Origin of the sequence: Rectinema subterraneum, from assembly GCA_009768935.1 — a bacterium.
In the GTDB taxonomy this organism is placed as follows: Bacteria; Spirochaetota; Spirochaetia; order Treponematales; family Rectinemataceae; genus Rectinema; species Rectinema subterraneum.
Genome location: WESA01000011.1, coordinates 15,856 through 41,772 on the forward strand (window position 1 = coordinate 15,856; position 25,917 = coordinate 41,772).

23 protein-coding genes are annotated in these 25,917 nt (G+C 53.3%); 6 read left to right on the forward strand and 17 right to left on the reverse strand.

Annotation, left to right across the window (positions count from 1 at the left end):
• Window positions 1-3: 3 nt before the first annotated feature.
• From GAP13_RS04595 to GAP13_RS04650, 12 genes are all read right to left on the reverse strand, one after another.
• A complete protein-coding gene (locus GAP13_RS04595) occupies window positions 4-801 on the reverse strand; it encodes an ABC transporter permease (protein WP_158906660.1) in 798 nt (265 codons plus the stop codon).
• On the reverse strand, window positions 798-1,736 hold the full coding sequence (locus tag GAP13_RS04600; RefSeq protein WP_158906662.1) for an ABC transporter permease: 939 nt from the start codon (window positions 1,734-1,736) through the stop codon (window positions 798-800). The genes GAP13_RS04595 and GAP13_RS04600 overlap by 4 nt, the downstream gene beginning before the upstream one ends.
• A gap of 5 nt (window positions 1,737-1,741) precedes the next feature.
• On the reverse strand, window positions 1,742-2,845 hold the full coding sequence (locus tag GAP13_RS04605) for an ABC transporter substrate-binding protein (RefSeq protein ID WP_158906664.1): 1,104 nt from the start codon (window positions 2,843-2,845) through the stop codon (window positions 1,742-1,744).
• 159 nt (window positions 2,846-3,004) lie between these two features.
• Entirely contained in the window at window positions 3,005-3,601 is a 597-nt protein-coding gene (locus tag GAP13_RS04610; RefSeq protein ID WP_158906666.1) for a hypothetical protein, read from the reverse strand.
• 3 nt (window positions 3,602-3,604) lie between these two features.
• Complete coding sequence (locus tag GAP13_RS04615) at window positions 3,605-4,234, reverse strand: hypothetical protein (RefSeq protein WP_158906668.1); 630 nt, start codon at window positions 4,232-4,234, stop codon at window positions 3,605-3,607.
• Window positions 4,235-4,240: 6 nt separating this feature from the next.
• The gene (locus GAP13_RS04620) at window positions 4,241-4,558 is read right to left on the reverse strand and encodes a BMC domain-containing protein (protein WP_158906670.1); all 318 of its coding nucleotides are present in this window, start codon (window positions 4,556-4,558) and stop codon (window positions 4,241-4,243) included.
• Window positions 4,559-4,582: 24 nt separating this feature from the next.
• Entirely contained in the window at window positions 4,583-6,073 is a 1,491-nt protein-coding gene (locus GAP13_RS04625; protein WP_158906672.1) for an aldehyde dehydrogenase family protein, read from the reverse strand.
• Window positions 6,074-6,102: 29 nt separating this feature from the next.
• On the reverse strand, window positions 6,103-6,759 hold the full coding sequence (gene eutL, locus GAP13_RS04630; RefSeq protein ID WP_158906674.1) for an ethanolamine utilization microcompartment protein EutL: 657 nt from the start codon (window positions 6,757-6,759) through the stop codon (window positions 6,103-6,105).
• Window positions 6,756-7,670 carry an ethanolamine ammonia-lyase subunit EutC gene (eutC, locus tag GAP13_RS04635; protein WP_158906676.1) on the reverse strand — a complete coding sequence of 305 codons (915 nt, stop codon included), beginning with the start codon at window positions 7,668-7,670 and terminating at the stop codon, window positions 6,756-6,758. Before eutC ends, eutL begins: the two co-directional genes overlap by 4 nt.
• Window positions 7,671-7,674: 4 nt before the next feature.
• Window positions 7,675-9,042 carry an ethanolamine ammonia-lyase subunit EutB gene (locus GAP13_RS04640; protein WP_158906678.1) on the reverse strand — a complete coding sequence of 456 codons (1,368 nt, stop codon included), beginning with the start codon at window positions 9,040-9,042 and terminating at the stop codon, window positions 7,675-7,677.
• A 14-nt stretch (window positions 9,043-9,056) separates the two neighbouring features.
• Complete coding sequence (locus GAP13_RS04645) at window positions 9,057-10,472, reverse strand: ethanolamine ammonia-lyase reactivating factor EutA (RefSeq protein WP_158906680.1); 1,416 nt, start codon at window positions 10,470-10,472, stop codon at window positions 9,057-9,059.
• A 6-nt stretch (window positions 10,473-10,478) separates the two neighbouring features.
• Window positions 10,479-10,769 carry a EutN/CcmL family microcompartment protein gene (locus GAP13_RS04650; RefSeq protein WP_158906682.1) on the reverse strand — a complete coding sequence of 97 codons (291 nt, stop codon included), beginning with the start codon at window positions 10,767-10,769 and terminating at the stop codon, window positions 10,479-10,481.
• Window positions 10,770-11,029: 260 nt separating this feature from the next.
• On the opposite strand from GAP13_RS04650, the gene GAP13_RS04655 reads away from it, so the two are divergent.
• The 3 genes from GAP13_RS04655 (at window position 11,030) to dnaJ (ending at window position 15,014) form a co-directional block, all read left to right on the forward strand.
• Entirely contained in the window at window positions 11,030-11,815 is a 786-nt protein-coding gene (locus tag GAP13_RS04655) for a nucleotide exchange factor GrpE (RefSeq protein WP_158906684.1), read from the forward strand.
• A 58-nt stretch (window positions 11,816-11,873) separates the two neighbouring features.
• Window positions 11,874-13,814, forward strand: coding sequence for a molecular chaperone DnaK (gene dnaK, locus GAP13_RS04660; protein ID WP_158906686.1), 1,941 nt, complete (start codon window positions 11,874-11,876; stop codon window positions 13,812-13,814).
• A 72-nt stretch (window positions 13,815-13,886) separates the two neighbouring features.
• Window positions 13,887-15,014, forward strand: coding sequence for a molecular chaperone DnaJ (gene dnaJ, locus GAP13_RS04665; RefSeq protein WP_158906688.1), 1,128 nt, complete (start codon window positions 13,887-13,889; stop codon window positions 15,012-15,014).
• 114 nt (window positions 15,015-15,128) lie between these two features.
• Here the strand turns inward: dnaJ and GAP13_RS04670 are convergent, their stop codons facing one another.
• The 3 genes from GAP13_RS04670 to GAP13_RS04680 all read right to left on the reverse strand — a co-directional run bounded on the left by GAP13_RS04670 (window position 15,129) and on the right by GAP13_RS04680 (window position 19,242).
• A complete protein-coding gene (locus GAP13_RS04670; RefSeq protein ID WP_158906690.1) occupies window positions 15,129-15,338 on the reverse strand; it encodes a CopZ family metallochaperone in 210 nt (69 codons plus the stop codon).
• 115 nt (window positions 15,339-15,453) lie between these two features.
• Entirely contained in the window at window positions 15,454-17,721 is a 2,268-nt protein-coding gene (locus tag GAP13_RS04675) for a heavy metal translocating P-type ATPase (protein ID WP_158906692.1), read from the reverse strand.
• Between the two features lie 171 nt (window positions 17,722-17,892).
• Window positions 17,893-19,242: an FAD-dependent oxidoreductase gene (locus tag GAP13_RS04680; RefSeq protein WP_158906694.1), complete on the reverse strand. Its 1,350-nt coding sequence runs from the start codon at window positions 19,240-19,242 to the stop codon at window positions 17,893-17,895.
• Between the two features lie 246 nt (window positions 19,243-19,488).
• Here GAP13_RS04680 and yccX point away from each other — a divergent pair, with 246 nt between their 5' ends.
• Window positions 19,489-19,761, forward strand: a complete 273-nt coding sequence (yccX, locus tag GAP13_RS04685) for an acylphosphatase (RefSeq protein WP_158906696.1) — start codon at window positions 19,489-19,491, stop codon at window positions 19,759-19,761.
• A 69-nt stretch (window positions 19,762-19,830) separates the two neighbouring features.
• Window positions 19,831-20,832 (forward strand): zinc-binding dehydrogenase, encoded by a 1,002-nt coding sequence (locus GAP13_RS04690; protein WP_222126148.1) that lies wholly within the window; start codon window positions 19,831-19,833, stop codon window positions 20,830-20,832.
• Between the two features lie 57 nt (window positions 20,833-20,889).
• On the opposite strand, the gene GAP13_RS04695 is transcribed toward GAP13_RS04690, so the two are convergent.
• A complete protein-coding gene (locus GAP13_RS04695) occupies window positions 20,890-21,882 on the reverse strand; it encodes a polyprenyl synthetase family protein (protein ID WP_158906698.1) in 993 nt (330 codons plus the stop codon).
• Between the two features lie 94 nt (window positions 21,883-21,976).
• Complete coding sequence (locus tag GAP13_RS04700; protein ID WP_158906700.1) at window positions 21,977-24,025, reverse strand: NAD(P)/FAD-dependent oxidoreductase; 2,049 nt, start codon at window positions 24,023-24,025, stop codon at window positions 21,977-21,979.
• Window positions 24,026-24,214: 189 nt separating this feature from the next.
• Between GAP13_RS04700 and GAP13_RS04705 the strand changes: the two genes are divergently transcribed.
• Window positions 24,215-25,888 (forward strand): DEAD/DEAH box helicase domain-containing protein, encoded by a 1,674-nt coding sequence (locus GAP13_RS04705; RefSeq protein WP_158906702.1) that lies wholly within the window; start codon window positions 24,215-24,217, stop codon window positions 25,886-25,888.
• The last annotated feature ends 29 nt before the right edge of the window (window positions 25,889-25,917 follow it).

Here is a 25,917-nt window from a genome sequence, read left to right on the forward strand (position 1 = left end):
AGATTAGTGCAATCCGCCGACATTGGAGCGGGAGCCAGGTATCCCACGGCTCAGGATCTGAATAATGCTGATCGATCCCCATGTCATCATAAAACTGAGAATTGCGAGCGCCGCAGGCTCATAGGCCAGGTCGCGACCAACATGCGCCATGTAAGGGCCGAATGCAGGCCAAGCGAGCAGCACCGCCAGGGTCAGTTCGCCGATAACGGTTGCAAATGTAAGGAAAATCGCAGAAAGAAGCGCAGTCCTCAAATTGGGCAGAATAACGCGAAACAGAATGCTCCCCCATCCTGCACCAAGGCTCTGTGCTGCTTCAGTGAGAACTTTCAAATCTATTGACGTCAGACCTGTATCAATGGAGCGGTAGATGTACGGAAAAGAAATGACAACATAACCAGCAACCAGAAGCGCCGGGCTTGACACGAGAGCGAGCGGTGGCCTGGCATAGGATTTAATAAGCCCGAACGCGAGTACAACAGGCGGAATGACGAAGGGCATCAGAGAGAAAAGCTCGATGAGAGGTTTCACCTTCGGAAGCTTGAGATTTATCCAGATGGCAGTAGGGACAATCAGGATAAGCCCAACCAGAATGGTATATATAGACATCTGCAGAGAGAAGGTGAATGTTTTCAGGAAATTGGGATCGGCGAATACATGCTGATACGCGACAAAGCTGAGGACTCCTTTCTTGCCTTTAAGCGAAAAAAGAAAGGTTGAAATCAGCGGAATAAAAAAATATGCCAGGCCCAGAACAAGCCATACCCAGGAAAGCGCTTTGCGCCCTGTTTTTCCATTGCTCATTTTACCCACCTTGACGAAATCTTCTGAAGCCATGAATAGGCAAGAATAGTGATGGCCATAATAAGCACCATACCGAGCGCCATTGCATAGCCAAGGTTCGGGTCATGGAGCACATCTCCGCGGATCTGTGCGCCGATGAGAATCGGCACAATATTGATAAGCCCGCCTGTGAGGGAGAATGCGGTGGCATAGGCTCCGAATGCATTGCCGAACAGCAGTATCAATGCAGCAAGAAGCGATGGTAGCAGTACAGGAATTCCAATATGAAACCAGTACTGAAAGGTTGAAGCTCCCATATTTTCGGAAGCCTCGCGCCACTCTTTCTTCATCCCGTCGAGCGCTGGCTGGATAATCAGTACCATGAGCGGAATCTGAAAGTAGATATAGGTTAGAGCCAATCCCCAGAAACTGTAGAGATTGAATCCGGATTCGTATAAATCTATACCAAACACTGTTTTGAGAATAACCGTCACTAATCCGACGCGGCCCAGCGTGGAAATAAATGCAAACGCAAGAGGAACGCCAGCAAAATTGGATGCGACTCCGGAAAAAGTTGACACAAAGGAACGGACTCCCTCCGGAAGTCCTCCAATGGTTATCGCATATGCGAGCAAAAAACCTATCAGACCGCCCAGGAGCGCAGTTGTCGCACTCAATCGGATAGTGATGAGATATGAGCTGATGATATTCGGCTTGAGAAGATGCGAAAAATTTATAAGAGTAAAAGAGCCATCACGATTCTGAAAAGCTCCGACAAGCAGAGACCCGGCCGGGATTACCATGAATGCAAAAATGAAAAGAAAAAAAGGAATAAGGCCGAGCCAATCTTTCCAGTTCGATTTTGCAGCGGAGTGCAAAGAAAGGGCGCCTGAGGCCCCAGTGGTCTGTTCGGCGCCCTTCTGATTGCTCCGCTCCTTTTTCAAGGAGTCAGTCATTGTGTTTATCTCTTCTGTACATCGATTCTAACGATATTGTCCCACTGCTCGGCAATATATTTCTTTGCAATATTCTGCTCTTCGATGGTCGGGAACACGGCCTTCGCATATGCTGATGCAGGCGGAAGTTTCGCCGCAAGATCGGCTGGGATTTTATTTCGCTTGGCGAGATCGTTGAACCGTGCAGGATGTCCGTAACCTTTGAGCCACAGAATCTGTCCCTCGTCAGAATAGAGGAACTCCATCCACAGGCGGGCGGCATTGGGATGCGGCGCATATGCGCTGATTGCCTGGACATACACGCCTGCGACAACACCGGTCTCAGGGATAATAACGGCGATATTGGGGTTGCCTGCGCTTTTGTCGCGGTTGGAAAGTGCGTTGTAGTCCCAGCGGACAGTAATTGGTGTCTCGCCGGAGGCTACCGTGCCTGGCACTGCAATAAGCGGAACGAAATTTCCGGCTTTATTGAGCTTGTCAAAGAACCTGAGTCCAGGTTCCATATTGGTGAGGCTTCCGCCCTGCGAAAGGGATGCGGCCACGATAGTCATGATCGCCTGGTTCGAGGTGCGCGGATCGCCGGAGAGGGCAAATTTGCCTTTGTATTCAGGCTTCAGAAGATCGGACCAATCTTTGGGGAGATTCTTTACAATATCCGCATTCACTTCAAATGCCAGAACACCGTAATAGTCGCCATACCAATAGCCATCTTTGTCTTTGATTTCATTCGGAATCGAGTCCCAGGTCTGCACTTTGTACGGTGCAATCAAGCCTTCCTGCTTGGCGAGCGGGCCGAACGAGAGGCCGACATCAATGACATCCGGTGCCTGAGGACCTTTGTTGCCTTTGTTTGCTCTGATTGCCTCAAGCTCCTCACCGGAAGACCCTTCCGGGTTCAGTTCGTTCACCTTTATTCCATACTTTTTGGAGAAGGTATCGATGATTTCGCCATAATTGACCCAGTCTCGAGGCAAGGCGATGACAGTCAGCTGTCCTTCCTTCTTGGCGGCGGCGATGAGGGCATTCATGTCCTGCGTCGAGGTAGCCTGAGCGAAAGCCATCGAACCAGACAGCATTGCGACGATGAGTACGATGCTGATTTTTTTCATAAGGCCTCCTTGAATAGATGTATCTGAATATTTCAGACCTTCTTATATTAAACCGATTTTCTCAAAAAAGAAAGCTCAAATTTTACAATTCATGATTGGTAATGATTGGCTGAGAAAGCTGCCCGCTTCGGAAAGCGTGCGCTCGCCCTTCCTCGGCACTCATTTCAAGGTGCCGAGAACCCGCTTCAGAACTGCATCGACAAGGTAGTCATCAACTTCTCCGTTGAGTCTGGCCATGACTGCTTTCTTGACGGCATTGAAGGTCTCGTCATTCTGTTCGTTCCGTGAATTTTGGGGAGCAGTTTCGGTACGCCCGGCACGAGCCTGTGCCGCAAGCATGGCCGAAGGAGGCTGTGCTGTCATGTTGTAGGAGATTGGTCCTGGCGCGGCAGGCTTCTCCCTGGCGAATGGTATGATTCGTATCCCGGCATTTCGCAGGCGATCGCGGGCGACATCGGTGATCGTGACCTCGGGGTGAACAATGAGCGTTGCAGGATGAGCGGCGAGAATGTCGTCTATATCGGTTGAAGTCAGGATGAGGCGGCCTCTGGAAGCAGAAAGCTCCATCGAGCCGCCCGAAACGTTGTTTGAAACAGAACCAGTCTCAACAGATTGCGGATTAGCAATCGCAGAAGAGCCTATGGTAACGAGGAAGTCCCTTGCAGCCGGCGTAAGGCGGGCGCCGGGAGGAATTTCCGGCATGGTGCCGTGGCCATTCTTCCATACCTCGCGAAGTTCCGCTTCGGTGATAATCATATCCTATCGCCCTTCTACACCATTCAGCGATTCCAGCGCGTTTATTGCAGCATCGCGAGCCTGCAGAATTTCCGATTCGCTTCCAGACAACCACATGCGACCGAACCTACCGACTGAAGAGATATGGATAAGCTTGATAGTAGCACCTTTTTCAGCTTCGTTGGCTGCAAAATTGATATATGCGGCGGGAGCGCACTCAAGCACGAGCATCGTTTCGCCCGGCACAATCATCGAGCCGCGTCTGAAGCGGTTAAGCAGTTGGGCCTGATACGGATCGACATTGGTGATAACCTGCACCGAGGCGATAAACGGTTTGATCCGTTCTTCCTCATGCAGAGAAAGCCTGTCGAGCACGATGTGTCCGGCCTCAAGAACCTCGGCCTGCGAATGGGAATGTATCTCGAACATGCCGAATTCGCGTTCGACAATCTGCGCACCAGGGCGCGCTTCGGTCGTTTTTACCGCAATATCGACAAGCCTGAAAACTTCGTTGCCAGGAGCTACTTCTATGTACAGCGCCGCCATGCCTGCCGTGGGAAGGTCTCCCTGGGTGATTGTCCCCACAAAGGCTGCGAACTGCGGCTGCATCCTGTCGAGGTAGGAATAGACCCGTAACTGGAATGACTCTGCCATAGTGTGTTAATCGTTTCCCCGGCCGCTGAACGATCCCTTGGTTTTCTGCGGAAGAATCATCTCGACTGATGGATCCGGCCTCGGGATAACGTGGACGGAAACAAGTTCACCAACGCGTTTTGCAGCTGCTCCACCGGCATCGGTTGCTGATTTGACAGCGCCTACATCACCGCGCACCATCACTGTCACATATCCGCCGCCCACATATTCCGAGCCGATCAATGTGACATTGGCTGCCTTGACCATAGCATCGGCTGCTTCGATAGCACCGACAAGCCCTTTGGTTTCAACCATACCGAGAGCAATCTGCGATAACTCTGCCATTTCTGACCTCCTGAACGAATGTGGTTATTGTACATGCCGATTCTGCAATTCCGCAAGCACACGCTGTGCAATTTGTTCGATTTCTTCTGCGCTCACGGTGGTACGTGGTGCATGCAAATGCTCAAAATCGGTTCCGTCTGTCATTGCAGGGGCCGGAGCATCCCTTAGCCCATAGACAATATTTTTTACAGTAAACAAATGCTGGACGCTGATATTGTCGCCGGTAATCGCTCCGCCCACGCCGCCAGGCCCCAGCGTCATGCTGGGGGCAATGCCTGTTGTCACTCCGACTGCGCCCAGCGAGCTCATGGTGTTGACAACAATGCGATGAACGGGTTTTTCGAGGCCGAATGCGGTTATGACCGCTTCATCGCGGGCATGCAGGGCGATGGAATGCCCTTCTCCTCCGAAATGAATGAGTTCGAGGCTCCGGTTGCATCCTTCTCTCCAGCCGTCAACTTCATACCAGCCGAGCACGGTGGTGAGTTTTTCGCGCGAAAGCGGCTCTTCCGGGCCGACCTTGCTCAGCCGCGCAATGAGAATCCGTGCGGAATCCGGCACAGAAAAGCCTGCCGCCTTTGCAAGAACCTGTGGCGATTTTCCAACTGCTGTAGGGTTGATGGCCCCATCGGGTTTGAAAAGATATCGTCTGAGCGCATTCGCTTCACTCTCCGAGACAAAATAAGCCCCCTCGGCCTGTACAAGTTCAGCGAAACGTCCCGCGATCGGCTTGTCCACAACCGCTGCCTGTTCTGTCGCACAGATGACCGAATGATCGAATGCCTTGCTCGCGACGAGGAGACGGGCGGCTTGCGGCAGGTCCGCGCTTCTGTCGATATAGCACGGCACATTGCCGGGCCCGACACCGTATGCAGGTTTCCCGACGGAGTGCGCTGCCCGCACCATCGGTGTCCCGCCAGTGGCAAGAATGAGCGATGTAGCCTTGTGCCGCATAAGGGCATCGGTTCCTTGCAGGGAAACGTGCTCCATGCAGGCGATAAGGCCTTCGGGAGCGCCGGCTTTGACCGCAGCTTCTGCCATGACGCGTGTGGCCTCGAATGTGCATCGGACAGCTGAGGGATGCGGCGCTACGACAATAGCGTCTCGCGCTTTTACTGCGATCATGGTTTTGAAAAACGCAGTGGACGTGGGATTGGTGCTCGGTATCAGAGCAACGACGACACCCATCGGATTGGCGATGCGCACAAGGCCGCGGCTTTCGTCGCGACCGATAATGCCAACGGTTTTGACATCGCGAATGGCAGTCCACAGATCTCTGGAAGTCAGAAGATTTTTAAGGACTTTATGCTCCACGACACCGAAACCTGTTTCCTCGACCGCCAATCTTGCAAGCTTCTCGGCGGCCGCAGCTCCTGCCTCAGCCATTGCAGCACAGACTCTGTCCACTTCTTCCTGACTTGCGCCAGCCCATTTTTTCTGGGCTTCTTTTGCAGCGTTTGCCAGTCGTCGCGCTTCCTGAATGGAAACCAGATCGGCATCGAATATTTCCGTCATTTATCCTTCTCCTGATTACGCAATACAGCTTAATACATGATTGGATGCTGCGCGACATCCAGCACCGCTTCCTGGAATGTAAGGGCTGCAGCCTCGCAGGCCGACTGCTCCCCTGTAAGGATGGCTCCCATAAAGTTCGTTTCCGAAGGCGGCGCAGTATATGCGGCGATTCTTACCGCCGCTGCCTTGAGCGCAGCATCCAAGGCAAAAGAGCCTTCGAGCGGCGGCGCCACCAGATATGCAACCGATGCCCCCTCCGGTAAACCGCTGACGCTTGCCAGATAGGAACCTATTCTGGAGACGACGTGCGGAAAGAATGCGACACCATCATGAGCATCCGCCGAATACCAAAGCGCTCTTGTTTCAAGATAACGGATAGCCGCATCCAGGCCCGCTTTTACTTCTGTGGGGTCGGGCCCGGCAAGCATTGCGATAATTTCGCCGGAATAGATCCCCGACGAATGTCTGGCTCCTGCATAGAATGAGTGGGCATACACGACTTCGACATCCGCCATTTTGGTTGCTTCATCGATGGAAACATAGAGCGCATCATCGTTATCTGCAGTGATGAAGCCAAGGCTTGTCTGAGAAGGCTCTAGTCCGATTGCTCTGGCATACTCATCCGAGACCTTTGGAATGATACGCACCGCAAGTGCATGGGCAAAAATCGGATCGAGCACGCTCATTTTGCCTCACCTTCCAGGAGTTTCAGCTGTATGCCCGACGCGCCTGCCTTTATCATGCGTTCCGCAAGACGGATTGCGTACGCACCGGCTTCGAGCGGATTGACCCCTCCGCCATCAAAAATGTTGCAGATGACATCGCGATCAGCATCGGTTAGGCCTGCATGCGGCTTGTAGCCCATGTAGGCGCTCATCGAGTCCGCGCGCCCGAGCCCGGGGCGCTCGCCGATAAGAAGAATGACCACCTTCGGTTCCAGCAGGTCGCCGATATCGTTCATTACACCGACGCGGCATCGCTCTATGAAAAACGGCGTTCCCATGGAGAGGCCCGCCGTCTCGCATCCTGCTTTCAGAACCGGGAAGATTTTTGCAAGGTTGGCTTCGATTGCTCGTGCGCTGAGCCCATCGCCGACGCAGATTTGAATATCGGGATTTCTGATGCAGCGCTCTGAAATGATTTTTTTCGCTTCGTCGGAAAGTCGGCGGCCAAGGTCCGGGCGCAAAAGGTATTCCTCCTTGCCTCCAGTAATCTTTGTCCGCACGGTAAAGAGGCCGAATTCTTCGAGAAGCAAAGGATCTACCTGTTTTTCAAGCGCGTCTTTTGTGATGGCGAGATCGGCCTGAAATGCCAGAAGGTCTTCAGTTCGCAAGCGTGGGCCGGCACGACCGGCACAGATGCGGGCTGTGGTGGTCTGTTTGAGCGCAAGAAGACCCTCCGGATCAACAGGGTTTTTGACGCCGGACATGAGCGCGGTCTGCATGGCAGGCGCTACTGCTGATCCATCTGCAGGCTGAGATTGCGGCCCTTGCTGTGACTGAGGCTTTGCAGCGGCTATCTTCGGCTTTTCAGCCAGCGACTCGAGCTCACTGACGACCGCATCGACAAGCGCCTCAATCGTTTTCGCGTCTATCATCGTCTCACCTTGAAAGGAAAAAGCTGGCGTCGCCGGCGCGCTCAGTCAAGCGGCCATTGCGCATAAGTCCTATCGATTCCAGCCAGGCTTCAAATTCAGGGCTCGGCCTGAGACCGAAAAGCTCCCGCAGTGTGGCAATGTCATGGAATGACAGCGATTGATAGGAGAGCATCGCGTCGTCGGCCATCGGTACGCCGATGAAAAAATTGCAGCCAGCCGAAGTCAGCAGGACAGAAAGATTTTCCGAAGCATTCTGATCGGTATTGGCATGATTTGTGTAGCAGACATCAACGCCCATGGAAATACCAGACAACTTGCCCATGAAATGGTCCTCCAGGCCGGCGCGGTGTATCTGTTCGCTGTTATAGAGGTATTCGGGCCCGATAAACCCTACAACAGTATTTACAATGAATGGCGAATATCGCCGGGCGAGTCCATAGTTGCGCGCTTCCATGGTAAGCTGATCCCAGCCATTATGGGCGTTTGCGGAGAGCGCCGAGCCCTGGCCGGTTTCGAAATACATATAATGCGGTCCGCCATGATAACAGTATTTTTTTGCAAGCGTGAACGCTTCGTCCAGCATTCCAACAGAAATGCCGAATGAAGCATTTCCTCTTTCGGAACCGCATATTGACTGAAAGACGAGCCCGACCGGCGAACCGGATTTGAGACAGCGCATCTGTGTCGAGACATGGGCAAGCACACATGTCTGGGTCGGAATTTCCCATGTTTTTACTACGTCATACGACATGTCGAGCAGGCGGGCAACTGATGCATAACTGTCGTCCGCCGGGTTGATGCCGATAACCGCGTCTCCTGAGCCATAGGAGAGCCCTTCGTACAGCGCGGCGCGTATACCTTCCGGCGAATCTGTCGGGTGATTGGGCTGGAGCCTGCTTGCCAGCATGCCCGGCAAGCCTATGGAATTCACCGCGTGTCGTTCGACCCGGATTTTGCTTGCCGCATAGACCAGATCGATATTCGACATCAGTTTGGCGACTGCGGCAATCATTTCCGAAGTAAGGCCAGTGGAAATGCGCGCGATATCATCTCCGCTTGATTTTTCAGAAAGAAGCCATTCCCGCAGTTCTCCAACCGTCCATCCTTTTATTTCGTTGTAAATTGTTTCGTTGATACCATCCTGGATGACTCGGGTGACTTCGTCCTGTTCGTAGGGCACTGCGGGATTTTCCTTCAGGGCGCTGAGGGGAATATCTGCAAGGACAATCCGAGCCGCCGCTCTTTCTTCCGCGCTGTCGGCAGCGAGTCCTGCGAGCCGGTCTCCCGATTTTTCTTCATTTGCTTTTCCCATAAGGACGCGTATGTCAGGGAATTCCCATGTCTTTCCGAAAAGCTTCGTGCGCAATGCCATCTCGTTCTTTCCCTTCAGTGATAAAAAATGAGCGTCTTTACCACGAGCGGAACGACGCGTCCATCCATGAGCGGCGAGCCGATGTCGATATAATCCCCTTCTTCAAGGCCGACCTGATCGATAATGAGGAGAGGCCGATTCTTGTCTATGCCCTTGATGGTCTGGCCGAGAGACTGGGCATAATCCCGTTTGGTGATGACAATGAGTGGCTTGTCTGGAGGAAGATCCTTTGCAAAAACTGCAAGATTTTCTGCAATCCTTGAGAGCTCCTTGTAATCGAGGCCATGTTGCATATCAAGTGCAATGGCGAAAATGTCGTTTGACGGATTGAGGTCCCAGCGGCGAAGTGCTTCCGTGATGTCAGAGGGGTCAGACCCCGAAACAAGCGCCGTTACCGGCACATTCTTTAAGGGAAGAATTGATGGATCAGCCCATATTGTCGAACCGGAAAGCGTGAGTGTCTGGGCGCTCGCCCCCAGGACAGTCGCACGTCGTGTTTCTTTGGGCTGAAGAATGGTATAACGGCTGAACCTTGTTTCTTTCCTCAGGCTTTCTGCGAGAAGCGGGCCTATGTCATCATGGCAGGCGACATCTTCCACACTGTTCAGCCCGATAGGGTTATAATAATAGTATCCAATGCCGCCAGAAAACATGATGTTTTTCAGATTGGCATTTCCGGGAAGCGGTGCAGTCTGGTAGAGTTTTTCGGCGAGAGGCGATGTGCCTCCTTCGACGAGAAGGATAGTGAGCTCTGCCATTGCATCAGTGATTTTTCTCAGGTCTCCAAGAGAAGGGCGATCGCCCGGCTTTAGTTTGATGCCAACGGATGCGCAAATTGCTTCCCCGGCATTGGTAATGGCGCGAACCACAGGCCCATCGAGCTCGATGACGCGCCCGCCGAAATTCATTGCGGCCGATGCTTCGATTTCTCCAAGGTGGAATAGTGCACCATTGGCGCTGCCGCCGCCGATATCGATATTGGCAACGGTCGCAAAATGCTGGCGGGAATAGGCTGCAGCCCCTGAACCGCGCCCAGCGATCATGCCTTCCACATTGGGGCCGGCCACCGTTACGACAAAATCTCCTGCCAGACCTGCTATTGCGGCAAGCACCTTGTCTGCATTCTGCTTTCGAGCGGTTTCTCCGGTAATGATCGCCGCGCCTGTCTCGACCTGCGAGGGCAGGATGCCGGCCTTTTCGTATTGGGCGCGGATTATTGAGGATAACTTGTCTGCATCAATAGTCCGGGAATCGATAAGCGGCGTAAAGACGATGTCGCTTTCAAAAAGAACAGATCTGTCAGCTATATCGAGGCGGGGTATTTGGCCGGCTCTGGCTATTGCGACGAGACTAAGTTCACTGAAAACGACTTGCGTGGTAGTCGTTCCGATGTCAATGCCGACGCTGATCATCCGCCGAGTATTGTCCATGGAGGTTTATTGTTTCCGGTACGTTACTTTGCCTTCGACTTCGAGCGAGTCGATAACTGCAACAATGACTGCATCAATTGGAAGACCATCGGTAAAGGTTGTCTGGCGAGCCGAGCTGCCTTCGGTTACGACTACGATATCTCCTTTCCCAGCATCAACAGTATCGATTGCAACAAAGGGTTCCCCGCTCGCTTTACCTGCGGTGTTCACTTCTCTCACAAGCAGAAGTTTCCGCCCGCTGAGTTTTTCCTGTTTCATCGTCGCCACAACTGTGCCAATGACAGAAGCTATGCGCATAGACACCTCGAAGAAGAAATAGATTGCTAAATTTTGATTATAGAACTCATTGATGACTGGCACAAGCTTGGGAGCACCAATATCCCGAATATGTCTAGTGCGGATTTAGCGCCAAAAATAATTCTTTCGGATGAAAAATCCTGACATTCGTTGAAAAATTATGCAGATGATTGAAAAATCTGTGTTGACGGTTAAGCTTTTTCGTTATTATTTTCAACATACCAATACAATAGATCCATAGATCCATTACAGGGTGAAGAATGTCCAAACATAAACACGAACACGGCCAATCATCAAATACGATGAAACCGGAACAGACAATGTCTGCAGAGTCTCTCAGCTCGCTGCAGAACCAGCAGGCGGAAGGCCAGGCTGGTGTGCCTGAGGTGGAAATCCAGCCTGATGCTGAGCCCGATATGGCCGGGCAACCAGGCGCGCAGCCAGGTGCAGTCACCACGCCTGAGGCACAGCTTGCAGCAGCCAAAGCAGAAATAGAATTGCTCAAGGCTCAGCTTGCAGAGCTGAACGATAAGTACCTGCGAGCGCTTGCGGAGCAGGTCAACTTCCGCAAACGGATGACAAAAGAAAAAGAAGAGTACCAGCAGTACGCGCTTTCGACGCTTCTTTCGGATCTCATTCCGGTACTCGATGATTTCGACAGGTCGCTGGAAGCTGCCGCGCAGTCGCAGAATGATGTGTCGAAAGTAATAGAAGGAATTCGCCTCGTCCAGAAGCGACTTCTGGATACGCTTGCGAACAAGTATGGGCTTGCGCGCTACGATGCCGAGGGCAGCGTTTTTGATCCGCATATGCATGAGGCCATGTTCTCGGATCAGGGTGATGTTACCGAGCCAACAGTTACCCAGGAGTTCATGCCAGGATACAAGCTGCATGATCGCGTGATTCGGGCGGCAAAAGTAAAAGTCACTGTGCCCGCGAATAATGGAGCAGAGAAGGCGCCAGCACAGATGGAAAAAGCGCAGGGCCAAGCCCAAGATGAATCCAGTACCGCAAACAGCAGCTCTTCTGGTCAGAATGATGTCTGATTTGCTTTATAGCAGGTATTTTCGTTAATTTAGATAGTAAAGATAAGGAGAACACAATATGGGAAGGATTATTGGCATTGATTTGGGAACAACTAATTCCTGCGTCGCTGTCATGGAGGGTGGGGAACCGATCGTTATCGCGAATTCCGAAGGTCAGCGAACGACACCATCCATCGTCGGCTTCACTGCAAAGGGCGAGCGAGTAGTCGGACAGCCAGCCAAGAACCAGATGATCACCAACGCGGAAAACACGATTTTCTCCATCAAGAGATTCATGGGGCGCCGCTATGCTGAAGTTCAGCAGGAAATCAAGATGGTGCCCTACAAGGTCATCGACAATGGCAACGATGTGCGCGTCGAGGCAGGTGGCAAGCTGTACAGCCCCCAGGAAATCAGTGCCTTCATTCTTCAGAAAATGAAGAAAACCGCTGAGGATTATCTCGGCGAACCGGTTACTGAAGCAGTTATCACCGTTCCTGCGTACTTCAACGATTCGCAGCGACAGGCGACCAAGGATGCAGGCCGCATTGCGGGGCTCGAGGTCAAGCGCATTATCAACGAGCCGACCGCAGCAAGCCTCGCGTACGGCTTCAACAAGGACCAGAAGAAAGAGAAGACCATCGCGGTGTACGACCTCGGCGGCGGCACATTCGATATTTCCATCCTCGAGCTTGGCGAAGGCGTGTTCGAGGTCAAGTCCACCAACGGCGATACGCACCTTGGCGGCGATGATTTCGACCGTCGCATCATGCAATGGCTCGTCGACGAGTTCAAGAACGATACGGGCATCGATCTGTCGCAGGACCGCATGGCGCTCCAGCGCCTCCGCGAGGCTTCCGAAAAGGCAAAGATCGAGCTTTCCAACATGCAGCAGACCGAAATCAATCTGCCGTTCATTACGGCGGATGCATCGGGGCCCAAGCACTTGCAGAAGACCCTCACGAGGGCTCGTTTCGAGCAGATGTGCATGGACCTTATCGAGCGTACACGCGAGCCGTGCATGAAGGCGCTTGCTGATGCAGGTCTTACCGCTGCGCAGATCGACGAAGTCATTCTCGTCGGCGGCTCCACCAGGACTCCTCGCGTGCAGCAGATGGTGCGCGAGATTTTCGGCAAAGAGCCTTCCAAGGGAGTTAACCCTGACGAAGCGGTCGCTATTGGTGCTGCCATTCAGGGTGGTATCCTCGGCGGCGAAGTAAAAGACGTACTTCTTCTCGATGTAACGCCGCTTTCGCTCGGCATTGAGACTCTCGGCGGCGTCTTTACGCGGCTTATTCCGCGCAATACAACGATCCCTTGCCGCAAGAGCCAGATTTTCTCCACGGCCGCTGATGGTCAGACCGCGGTTTCGATCCACGTGCTTCAGGGCGAGCGCGAGATGGCAAGCCAGAACCGGACCCTCGGGCGCTTCGACCTTGTCGGTATTCCGCCGGCTCCGCGAGGTGTGCCCCAGATCGAGGTAACCTTCGATATCGATGCGAACGGCATCGTGCACGTGTCCGCAAAGGATCTCGGCACGGGCAAAGAGCAGAAGATCCGAATCGAAGCATCGAGCGGGCTCAATGACAGCGAAATTGACCGCATGGTCAAAGAAGCCGAAGCCCATGCTGAGGAAGACCGCCGCGAGCGCGAGCGTATCGATGCGCGCAACGAAGCCGATTCGCTCATTTACACAACCGAAAAAGCCCTCAAGGAAGTCGGCGATAAGATCGGTGCAGGCGAAAAAGCTGCGGTAGAAAATGCAATCAAAGATCTCAAGTCAGTCATGGAAGGCAAAGATACCGAGCTCATCAAGCAGAAGACCGAAGCGCTCAAGCAGGCTTCATATAAGCTTTCCGAAGAGCTCTATCGCAATGCGTCGGCGCAAAGCGGCGGAGCAGCGGGCGGATCTGCGAGCGGCGCTGCGGGTGCGGCAAATGAATCCGCATCTTCGGAATCCAATGACCAAACCAAGAATGCGGACGATGTCGATTACAAAGTAGTCGACGACGATAAATAACACATTAAATTACGAATGGGCGGCTGGGCGCATGTTCAGCCGCCTTTTCGCTGATTGAGAGGGTGGTCGGAAGTGGCCAAACGCGATTATTACGAAGTGCTCGGGGTGCCAAAAACCGCCACGAAAGACGATATAAAAAAGGCATACCGCAAGCTTGCGATACAATATCATCCCGACAAAAATCCAGGCGACAAAAATGCCGAAGAGAAATTCAAGGAAGCGACCGAAGCCTACGAAATTCTTGGCGACGAGCAGAAGCGCCAGGCATATGATCAATTCGGCTTTGCGGGAGTGGAAGGCATGGCTGGTACCTCCCAGCAGGATTATGCCAATGTATTCCATGATTTCGAGGATCTCTTCAGCGGATTTGGCGATTTTTCTTCTATTTTTGGGTCATTTTTCGGAGAGGGAGCACAGCAGCGCGGAGGAAGTCGAGTCAATCGCGGCGCCAATCTGCGCTATGACATAGAACTGCCATTCGAAAAGGCCGTTTTCGGGACCACAATCGAAATTTCGTACAGCAGGGACGATACCTGCAAGACATGCAGCGGCACAGGATCGCGCGACGGCCAGGGCCGAAAAATCTGTTCAATGTGCAAAGGCACAGGCCAAATTCGGCGCAGCTCGGGCTTTTTCGCGATTTCGCAGCCATGCCCGGTCTGTCATGGCGAAGGCACAGTTATAGAAAACCCATGCCCTGACTGCGGTGGCATCGGTGTTGTAAAGAAAAAGCAGAAAATTCGCGTCACAATCCCTGCGGGCGTCGAAGATGGCAAGCGCGTGACTGTGCCTGGACAGGGCAATGCGGGCCCCAATGGAGGGCCGCCCGGCGATCTGCATGTGTTCATCCATGTCCGTCCGCATGACATTTTCGAACGACAGGATGACGATCTCTATTGCGCAGCCTATGTCGATTTTGCGACTGCTGCATTGGGCGGTGAAATTATCATCCCGACGCTCGAAGGGCGCAAGATTTCTGTTCAGGTTCCTGCGGGCACGCAGAGCGGCAAACTGCTCAGGATCAAAGAAGAAGGTGTGCCGATTTCCGGTGGACGGCGCGGCGATCTCTATATCAAGATATTCGTAAAGGTACCTGTGCGGCTTTCGCGGCGTGGCCGGGAGCTTCTTGAAGAATTCAGGACAGTTGAGGGCGAGACCAATCAGCCGGAGCTCTTGCGGCTTAAGGATGTGCCGCACTGAAGGCAAAAATAAAATGATAAGGTCGTCCCGCGCTCGCGAGACAGCCTTTCTTGTTTGTGGAATATGCGCGCGACAAAAGTCAGCCTGTTCAGCACCAAGCCGCGGCGCTTCTCATTATGGAATAATCTGTACAACCCTGTACCCAGCATCGGCAACTGCGGCGCGCAGCGCCTGGTCGTCGAGGTTGTCGCCATCGACAATCGCTTCGCGCTCGAGAAGGTTCACTTTCGCGGATTTGACGCCAGGCACATCCTCGAGAGCCGACTGCACATGCATGACGCAATGGCCGCAGCTCATACCTTCGATTTTCAATAACTTCTTCATGGTTCGCTCCCTTCTCTGAAATATTCGATTAAGCCCGCCCGTCTGCAGCCTGCGCGGGCAAACACGCATTTCTATAATCAATTATATAACTTTTCGATGCCGCAAGCAAAATTTTCTATTCACATGAAGCTTCGGGCTTGCGGTACCCTTTGAGCCTGAGCGCGTTCGTCACTACTGAAACCGAGCTGAGGGACATTGCCGCTGCAGCAAAAACCGGCGAAAGCAGAGGCCCGCCAAACACGTACAAAAGCCCCGCTGCGATCGGAATTCCCAGCACATTGTAGCCAAAAGCCCAGAAAAGGTTCTGCCGGATTGTCTTGATGACGCGCCGCGACAGGTGAATCGCGGTTGCGACATCGCAGATGTTGTTGTGCATGAGCACGATATCCGCGCTCTCCATGGCAATGTCGGTACCGGCAGCAACTGCTATGCCGACATCTGCCTGCGCAAGTGCTGGCGCATCATTTATGCCGTCGCCGACCATGGCGATTTTTCGTCCCGATGCCTGAATGCGTTTGATTATCGATGCTTTTTCAGAGGGCAGAACCTCTGCATACACTTCGGAAATCCCGACCTGTGCGGCAATTGCATCTGCAGTGCAGCGGCTGTCGCCGGTGATCATCGCCACATCGATGCCGAGTTTTTTGAGCGCGGCAACAACCGCACGTGCTTCAGGCCGAGGCTGATCTGCTACGGCAATAAGCCCGACAGGCAGCGAATTTTTCATCACGAACATCGGCGTCTTGCCCATGCCCGCAAGCTGTGTCGCCTTTTCCTGCAGATCCGACGCGTGCTTCGGGATTGAAATTCCTAGCGACTCTGCGAGAGCCGCATTGCCGACAGCAAGGGTTGCGCTGCCTGCGACTCCGCCAGATATCTTCGCGACAATTCCTTTTCCTGGAATGGTTTCTACGTGGTCCGGGCGGGAAATGGCAAGCCCTTTTTCGCGCGCCTGGGAGACAATAGCATCAGCAAGCGGGTGCCCCGAGGCGAGTTCGACCGAAGCGGCCAGGCCCAGCACCTCCTCTGTAGAATAGCCTTCTGCCGGCACCACATCGGTCAGGGCAGGCTTTCCTTTCGTGATGGTTCCTGTTTTATCGAACAGCACAGTGTGTATCTTGTGAACGGTTTCGAGCGCTTCTCCCGATTTGATGAGTATGCCCAATTCGGCGCCCTTGCCTGTGCCGACCATGACTGCTGTCGGCGTGGCAAGGCCAAGCGCGCAGGGGCATGCAATCGTAAGAACCGAAACAAATACGGTGAGTGCAAAGGTAATTGTGTGCCCGGCGATGAGCCAGCCGAATGCCGCGATGAGCGCAATGCCCATCACAACCGGCACAAAAACCGCCGAAACCTGATCCGCCAGCCGCGCGATCGGCGCCTTGCTGCTCTGCGCTTCTTCAACCAAGCGTATAATTCTTGCCAGCGCGGTATCCTCACCTACTTTTTCAGCAATCATCACCAGCGACCCGTTGAGGTTTATGGTACCGCTGTACACCGGGGCACCGCTTGCCTTCTCCACGGGCATGCTTTCGCCTGTGAGCATGGATTCGTCGACCGAGGAATTGCCGCTACGTACTTTTCCATCGACAGGGATCCGCTCGCCTGCGCGCACGAGCAGCAGGTTCCCGGGCTTCACATCATCGACAGGCACTTTTCGTTCCTGTTCGCCTTCCAGAATCGTCGCAATTGCAGGGCGCAATTTCATGAGCTTGCGCACTGCTTCGGACGTGCGGCGCTTCGAGCGCGATTCGAGGTTCTTGCCCAGCATGATGAGTGTGATGATGATCGCAGCGGTTTCGAAGTAGAGCTGCATACTGGCGCTATGGTCGCCGCTTGCAATTCGCCACATCGAAAAGAGGCTATAGAGAATCGCCGAGCTGGTTCCGATCGCGATCAGGCTGTCCATGTTCGGCGACAGATGGAACAAAGACTTGAATCCATGGATATAGAAGGATTTGCCCGCAACAAGAACGGGGATGAGGAGCACAAGCTGCACAAGCGCAAATGCGAGCGGCGCCGTGCGATGATCGATGAAGGGCGGCAAAGGAAGGCCAATCATCGAGCCCATCGCGATATAAAGAAGAATTACAGCAAAAACTGCGGACACAGTAAAGCGAGTCCATCCATAGGCTTCATAGATCGGCGGCGGAGCGCTCGAAGGTTTTTCGAGCAGCTCGGCTTCGTATCCGGCTTTTTTGACTGCAGCCTGTATTTGCGCCACATCGACGGCAGTGGGGTCGAATTCGACTTCCATCCGCTCAGTGGCGAGATTCACTGATACGCGTGCAATGCCCGGCAGCTTGCCGACCGCGCGTTCATTCGCAGCTACGCACGCTGCGCATGTCATGCCCTTCAGCGCAAAGGTTTTGTAAACTGGCATGTAGTCACCTCTCTCTTCAAAGATACGATAAAATGAAATAGATGACTACTCCAGTATTTAATTATGCATTGCAGTGTAAGTCAGAATGAGAGATATTCACGGGTGACCATTGCGGATGCATTCACCGGGATAAATGAACGCATCCGCGAATAGGCCAACTGCAATGAAAGATTATTTTTTGAGTGCTTTGGCGGCGACTTCCGCTGCCTTGATCAGAGGGAATGCAGCCGGTGACGCCGTAAGCAAGGGCTGAGTGCCGATCTGCATCATCAATAGATCATTGATGGTCATATGGTTCTGCACTGCAATGCCGATCGCGTTTATAAGCTCTCCTGCTCCCTTGCCGCCCATTACCTCTCCGCCAAGGACCACTCCGGAGTGTTTCGATACAATGAGCTTGACCGTTTCTTTGTGTGCATCGGGGATTTTGCCGGGGTGCCGATCGACGCCCGTGAAGGAGCCGACGACAATTTTGAAACCTTCTGCGGCAGCGGTCTTTTCGATCAACCCCGCCACTCCGAATGCGGTATCTCCTATGCAGGTCGAATAGATGCCGACGGTTCCTCTGAAGGTCGCGAAGGTATTCAGTTCATAAAGATTGAGGCCGGCGGTCCTTGCCTCGCTGCAGGCGGTGGATGCAAGCATGACCTTACTGATTTTTCCGGTCGAGAAATCGATTTTTTCTGCGCAATCGCCGGCTGCAAAGACATCCGGCATGCTGGTGCGGCGGTATTGATCTGCCTTGATAAATCCGAATGCATTGAGTTCGAGGCCCATTTTCTTTGCGAGCTCGGTATTTGGCTGGTATCCAAGCGAAAGAATGACTGCGTCAGCATCGAGCAGTTCACCATTATTGAGCTTTACTTGTGCGACTTTTTTGTCGCCAAGTATTTCTTCGATGCCAATATTTGTCCTGAGTTTGACACCGCGCTGAATAAGAAGCGCTTCGGCTTCCGCCGCAAATTCTTCGTCAAATGTCGCACCGAGTGCATGAGGCAAAATTTCGACAAGGGTCACCTCCTTGCCGGCCTTGTTGAGTTCGTCGGAGACTTCAACGCCGATAAAACCAGCCCCTACGACGACAATCTTTTTCATGGTCTGAAGCTTTTGCTGGAGCTGATCCAGATAGTCCTTGTTTTTCGGGATGGTGAAGACATTTTCCAGATCGGCGCCTTTGAGCCATCGAGGAACCGAGGGCAAGGATCCGGTTCCCAGAATCAGTTTGTCGTACGCGATTTCCAGACCATTTTTTGTTGTGCATGTTTTTGCCTTGCCATTAATTTCGAGCACTTCATCTACAATGATTTCGACGCCGAGCTTCACAAGGCCTTCGTCTGGAAGTATGTTGTTGTTGCTTGTTCCGACAGTGTTGAAAATGTAGGGGATGCCGCATGGAATCATGACTTTTTCTTCTTTTCGTATGACAGCGACGCTCTTTTCGGGGTAATTCGACTTTGCGGTTGTTGCGGCGACAAGGCCAGTTGCGCTTCCGCCGACTACCAGCACATCAACAGCTTTCATAGCTATACCTCCAGTCAGAAATTCAGATAATTGGCATAAGCCAGAAACATTCTCTTCCTTTTCAAGAATTTTGTCAATATTAAAATATCTATATAATATGATATATATTGAAAATCTGAAATTAATAATGAAATTATGTCAGCCGGGCGTATTGTGTTTTTGGGGTGGCATTTTCATTTTCTGGGCTTTACAATCATTAGGAAGAGAGATATTCAATTAGAGCACAGGGAGTCAGTATCAGAGAACATGCAAGCCTTCCATGCAATTGTGAAAGGTGAAGTGCAAGGCGTCGGATTTCGCATGTCAGCGATAATCAGGGCGGAGCAGCTTGGACTTACGGGCTGGGTTCGGAATACTCCCGATGGCGATGTCGAAGTCTGGGCGGAAGGGAATACACAAGCTTTGGAACACTTCTATGCTTGGCTTCAGGTAGGCCCGTCCGCGGCACGCGTCGACGAAGTGATCAAAACCGATGAACAGCCTCGCGGGATCTATAAAAGGTTTTCGGTTGCATTTTGAATGATTCGGAATGCGGGCGCGCCGCAGCGTCGCTGCGGCGATGGCCCATCAGAACAGGAGGCGGAGAAAATGGCATCTACCATGAAAGCAATGGTAATTCGACGCACGGGAGGACCGGATGTTTTCGAGGAGGCCGAGCTCCTGATTCCCGAACCGAAGGCGGGCCAAGTGTTGGTAAAAATTGCCGCAACCTCGGTCAATCCGATCGATTGCAAAGTGCGCTCGGGAGCGGTTGCCATTTTGCCGCCCTTCCCGGCGGTGCTGCATGGCGATCTGTCCGGCACGGTTGTCGAGGTCGGGCAGGATGTGCGCAAATTTAAGGAAGGCGATGAAGTATACGGGCTTGTCGGGTGGACAGGGGGAGAAGGGGGTGCTCTTGCTGAATTCGCCGTTTGCGATGAACAGCTCCTGGCGCATGCACCCCGGTCGCTGCCCTTGGACGAAGCTGCGGTGCTCCCTGTCGTAGGGATTACCGCGTATCAAGGGCTCCGGCGCAAAATCAGGCTCGAAAAGGACCGGATGCTTCTTGTACAGGGCGGCTCAGGCGGTGTGGGACATATTGTCGTGCAGATGGGCAAGGCGTTTGGCGCACAGGTGGCTGCCGCCGCCTCGAGCGATGAAAAAATCGCAGTTGTTGCTTCGGCTGGCGCAGATTGGACCATTCGCTACGATCAGGAAACAGCCGCGCAGTATGTTGAGCGAATCACCGGCGGCAAAGGCTTCGATGTTGTGTTCGATACAGCGGGAGGGGCCAACCTCCCGCTGTCGTTCGAAGCCGCGCGCCGCGGCGGCGATATTGTCACGATCGCTGCGCGGGCCATCGTCGATTTGAGCCTTATGCATTCAAAGGGCCTCAACCTGCATGTCGTCTTCAGCCTTTTGCCGATTCTCTACGGGGAGGGGCGCGCGCAGATGGGGCAGGATCTTGAGGCAATTGCCCGCCTGGTGGACGATGGCCTTATTCGTCCCATTATCTACCCGCGTACGTTCTCGCTCAGCAGCATTGCCGAGGCACACAGATTCCTCGAAACAGAGAGCCATTACGGCAAAGTCCTTGTACATGTACAGTAAAAGGGGCTTTTTCGAAAGGGAACGTCTGAGTATGCGGCGCGCCGGCAAGAGCGAACGCTAATAAGTGCGAACCAGCAGTGAATTCACGATAAGCTCGAGGTCACGCCGCGGCTTTCCTTCAGGCAGGCGCGCAATTTCGGCATGAGCGAGGCGGGTATAGCGCTCGGCATCTTTTCGGGCGCGCTTAATGGCATCCGTTTCGTGCACAAGGTTGAGAACACTACCGACAGAATCGGGATGGGCGCGGATATCGGAGAGCAGAGGTCTGATTTTCTCGCCCTTTTCCTCCAGGGCATAGATGAGCGGCAGTGTGCAGAGACCCTCCCGTATGTCATTGCCAACCGGCTTTTTAAGTTCCTCAAGGCTGGACTCGTAGTCGAGAATATCGTCAATGATCTGGAATGCCATGCCAAGGTTGTAGCCGGTTCGTCTGAGGGCCTGCGTGGTGAAAGTCGAGCAGCCTGTTTCCGCCGAGCCGATATGAAGCGCAAGCGCGAAAAGCGCTGCGGTTTTTCCTGCGATTGTCTGCAGATACCGCCGCCTGCTCAGCGCAAACGTGTATTTTGTGAGGTCCTGATTGATTTCCGCCTTGCAGATGGCGCTCACGAATTCAGCCAGCAAGACAGCGCGGCTCGGGTGCACATATTGCGCGATAATTCGATAGCAGCGCGAAAGCAGCCAGTCACCGGCAAGGATTGCATTCGTCGTCCCGAGTGTCTGATGGAGCGTTGGAATGCCGCGGCGGTGGCTTGCCCTGTCGAGGATGTCATCATGGATAAGGGTTGCAGTGTGGAGCAGCTCGATGGCAGCAGCGATGTTCACAAGGCGCTTTTCTTGCTTTTTGCTCCACTTTTTTCGATCGGGGTTAAGCCCGAACTCGCCTCCTACATAGACAAGTGCGGGGCGGAGCATCTTTCCGCCTGATTCGACGAGCCTCCCTACTTCTTCCCTGAGGGGGAGTGTGCTGTTTTCGAGAATCGAAAGAATAAGCGCTTCTGTTTCGCTGAGAAAATCTTTTATATCCGGGAAGTCATTCCAGTATTGCGTCATGATGCTCCTGCAAATAAAAGACGGCGGAGCGGCCTTGAAAGAGAGCCGTTTCCGCCGCCACCTTTTCGTTAATTGGTCAACGCTTTTCTAATACTCACTTCGTCGGATCGTCCGCATAGAAATGCCATTTGCGGGCAAACCTGGTGCCGTTCCACCATCGCTTGATAGCAGGAATGAGCCAGTAGTCGATGCCGAATGAGCGGCCAAGGCCTCCAAGCATCAGAATCGCTGCGAACACGAACCACAGCTGGTTCCATGCAAACATGCCGGACAGCGTGAATACGATACACATGCCGATACTTGCCGCGGCGGCGAGCCATGTGAAACAGCCGCCAAAGAGCGCCAGACCGATGCCGATTTCCATGACCACTATCATGGCTTGGAAGAAGGTATATGGCAGATATGCGAAAATGCCGTCCATAAAGGTGTGACGGAACCAGGTTACGAGCCCGGAATTCGGGTCGAAGATAGGTTTCGTAAGGTCCCAGACGGCCTTGAAGGTTTGGGTTGCGGCTTGGGTGCCACCGGTTGCTGCAGGAGCGGCGGCTGCAGCCGAAGCCGCCGATGTGGCGGCCGGTGCCGCTGCAGCAGCGGACGATGCAACCGCGCTCGCCGCGCTCGTGGCGGCCACAGCCGGTGCGGCGCTCGCGGCTGCCGCGGCACCCGTCGCGGCAGTGGCCGCAGCCTGTCCTGCGCTCTCCCACGCGCTCGCGCCGCTCGTCGCTTCTGCAGCTTTTACACCTGCCTGCACCACGCCGGGCGAAAACATCCAGCCAGATTTCGAGCCGCTTGCAAACGCAAGCCAGCCCTCTCCAATCTTGTTGATGCCTTCAAAAACCCACATAAGCCCCAGCCACATTCTGAGCAGAAGCGGCCAGTATGGCCGGATTTTGTACGAAGCAAAATCGCCGATTATCGAGCGGCGGTTCTTCATGTCGAGGAATTCGTGCTTGAGATATTCCCACACCTGGTTGATGCCAGCAATGTTGAGCAAATACCACACGTTGATCAGGTGTTTGATCGCAAGCGCGATGAATCCCGAAGTTTTCATGCCGCCTGCGTTTGAAACGCCGTAGTGGCTGCCGATGGAAATCATGAAGCCATGGTAGTTTGGTTTGAACTGATGCCGCTCGCCGCCGTCGATGTCGGAGATAATGTTCTTAGCAGCCGCTTCCGCGGTGAAGTGCGCTGTTTCGACGATCTGCGCCAGGGGCTTGCCTTCCTGCATCAGGCCGGAGATGTCGCCGACGACATAGACGAATGGATATTTCGTGGATTTGAGTTCCATGTCGCAGTCGATGCGGTTGCGCTTGCCTGCGGGAAGCCCAAGCTGGCCCGCAAAACTCGAACCCTTGACACCGCATGTCCAGATGAATGTTTCGGTTTCGACGATCTGGCCGCTCTTGAGGAGTACCTTGCCGGGCTCGGCGCCGATAATCGCGGAGTTGAGCATGACATCGCAGCGGCGCTTCTGCAGATATTTCTCGGCTTTGGCGCGCAGCGGTTCTTCGAGAATGGGGAGAATCGAAGGCAGCGCCTCGATGTTGAGAACGCGCACTTCCTTCGGGTCGAGGAAGTATTTGCGGCACATGACATCTCGGTAATCGAGCAGCTCGCCGATCATTTCGATACCGGTAAAGCCCGCGCCCGCGACCACAAACGTCAGCAGCTTTTTTCGCTTTTCCGGGTCGGTCTCGAGCGAAGCCTCGTAGAATTTTTCTTCTACATGCTTGCGCACTTTCATTGCATCTTCGAATGACCAGAGCGTGAACGCATTTTCCGCGATGCCTGGCGTGCCGAAGAATTCAGGCTCGGCGCCGACGCCTAGAATGATATAGTCGAAATCATAGGTGCAAACTTTGCCGGTCGCCTGTTTCGCCTCGAAATCGACTTTTTCGATTGTATCGAGCACGACATTGATGCGCTTTGCGCCGAAAATCTTCTTGAAGAGAACCTGAACGGATTCAGGTTCGGTTCTCCAGCCAGCAACTTCATGCAACTCTGTCATCAATGTATGGAAAGGACGCTTATCGACAAGCGTGATCTCTACATCCTCTCTCTTGCGGAAGTGCTTTTCGAGAATCTTTCCAGCCCAGACTCCTCCATAGCCACCGCCAAGAATGAGAATTTTCTTTGTTGCCATTTCTGTGACCCCGTTATTTCAAGATTCTGAAACCGTGCATTATTATAAACTATTATCTATATTTTGACTATAGTATTCTTTCTATTCACCAGATGCCGATTATTTATTATGATGCATCGTTCATGCTTATGATGAAACCGTGCAAGCGCGCACATTATATAGATTTTACAAGACAGGGAAGGACAGGAAATGGAAAGATTCTTGCAGCGCATCGGATGCGCAGAGGATCAAGTTATTGTATCATTCGCCCGCCTGATAGGCGATCAATTCTTTGCTCAAAAAAAAGATATCCTGGTAAACGACGAGAATGCGGAATATCGGGCTCCGTTGATTGCAGCGCTGGCGGGGAAGTGGCTTGAGGCTTCGGCGCAGGAAGGGATGGAACACCCGCGCGTGCTCCTTCTTGCGGAAAAAGGTGAGGTGCTTGCGCAGTTGCGCGGGCTTTTGGAACAGGCAGGAATCGAAAGCACGATCTGCGTTTCAAAAGAAGAAACGGAAAGCTCAGCGGAGCGACTTGCGACAGCCTCTTTTGTCGGGATTTCAGCGGATTTGTTCATGACTGCGGTTCTGGAACAAAGCTTCAAGCCTCGCGAATTCGGACTGGTTATAATCGAAGGTGCGGATCTGTTTGGCGAATTGCCAAGCGAGCTTCAGCGCAAGGTGTGGGGGTATCTGCTTCCGCCCTGGGAGCGGAGAGCGGTGCTCTTTGCTCAGCGGCTCGGGGTGCGAGCAAAAAACACAGCGATCGATTTTGCCAATAGTCCAGGAACCGTTACGCTCAAGAAGGCGCGGGCGAGCCTCGATGCAATCTCGGCAGAATTTTATCGGGTTTTGTCTGAGGAGAAGTTCAAAGCCTTGCTGTCGCATCTTGCAGCAGCCGGAGCGCAGGGACATCACGCAGCAATCGTATTCTGCAATCTGCGCCAGACATCGCGCGAAGTCGAAGCGCGGCTGAGGCTCAATCATATTCCAGCAGAGCACGTATCTGCTGCTGCGCCGCCAGCAAAAAATGAAATGCTGTTCCAGCGATTCGCAAAGCTGCAGGAAATAGGGGATCAACAGGAAAACCGGGAACAGGGTGCCGAGCCTCTCGAAAGCCCAGAAAATCTGGAAAGCGCTCATATGCAGCTGGTTCTCGTCGTTTCCAATGACAATCTCGAGGCGCTGCCGGATGAGCTCGCGCTTTTTGCCATTCATTATGATATCCCGCTCGATGCAGACATATATCTAGAGCGGGTGCGCGCAATGCGATCGCGCGGTGCATCCATGCTGGGGCTTGTGTGCGAGCGCTACGAAGTCGGTTTGTCCGCGATTGAATCGCGATTCGGCATTCGTGTCGAATGCAAAGAAGCTACTGATATGGCGAATATCAAGGATGCAAGCGAGGGTGTTCCCCTCGATCTCGAGCGCGGGCATGTGACCAAAAGAGCAGATTTTCCTCAGCAAACCGGCGTACCTGAAACCCGCGTATCTGAAAGGCGTGCGCCTGAAACCCGCGCGCCAGCGGCGAGACCGGATAGGCCGAGAAGTATCCAGGAACGCAAAATGCACACTCGGATTTCTGAGCGAGGTAAGTTCGAGCGAAAAAAAACCGATCGAAAAAAAGGTCGCCAGCAGCCAACTCGTGCTGGTTCAAAGAATTCGGATCGAAACCCATCGCTCTATTCCATGAGTACAGAGGAACGCCTTGCCTATTTTCGCAACAAATACAGGGGGATACTCAAAACACCCTCGAGCGAAGCCTCGCCTGCGCCCCAACACGGGGCTCAAGTTTCGCCACCCGATAGCACCAATCCTGAAAATGACGGTATAGTAAAGCGACTTATCGGAAAGTTCTTTTCCGGGGGCAAAGCCGCCGAATGAAATATCGGATGAAATACCGTATGAAAAAG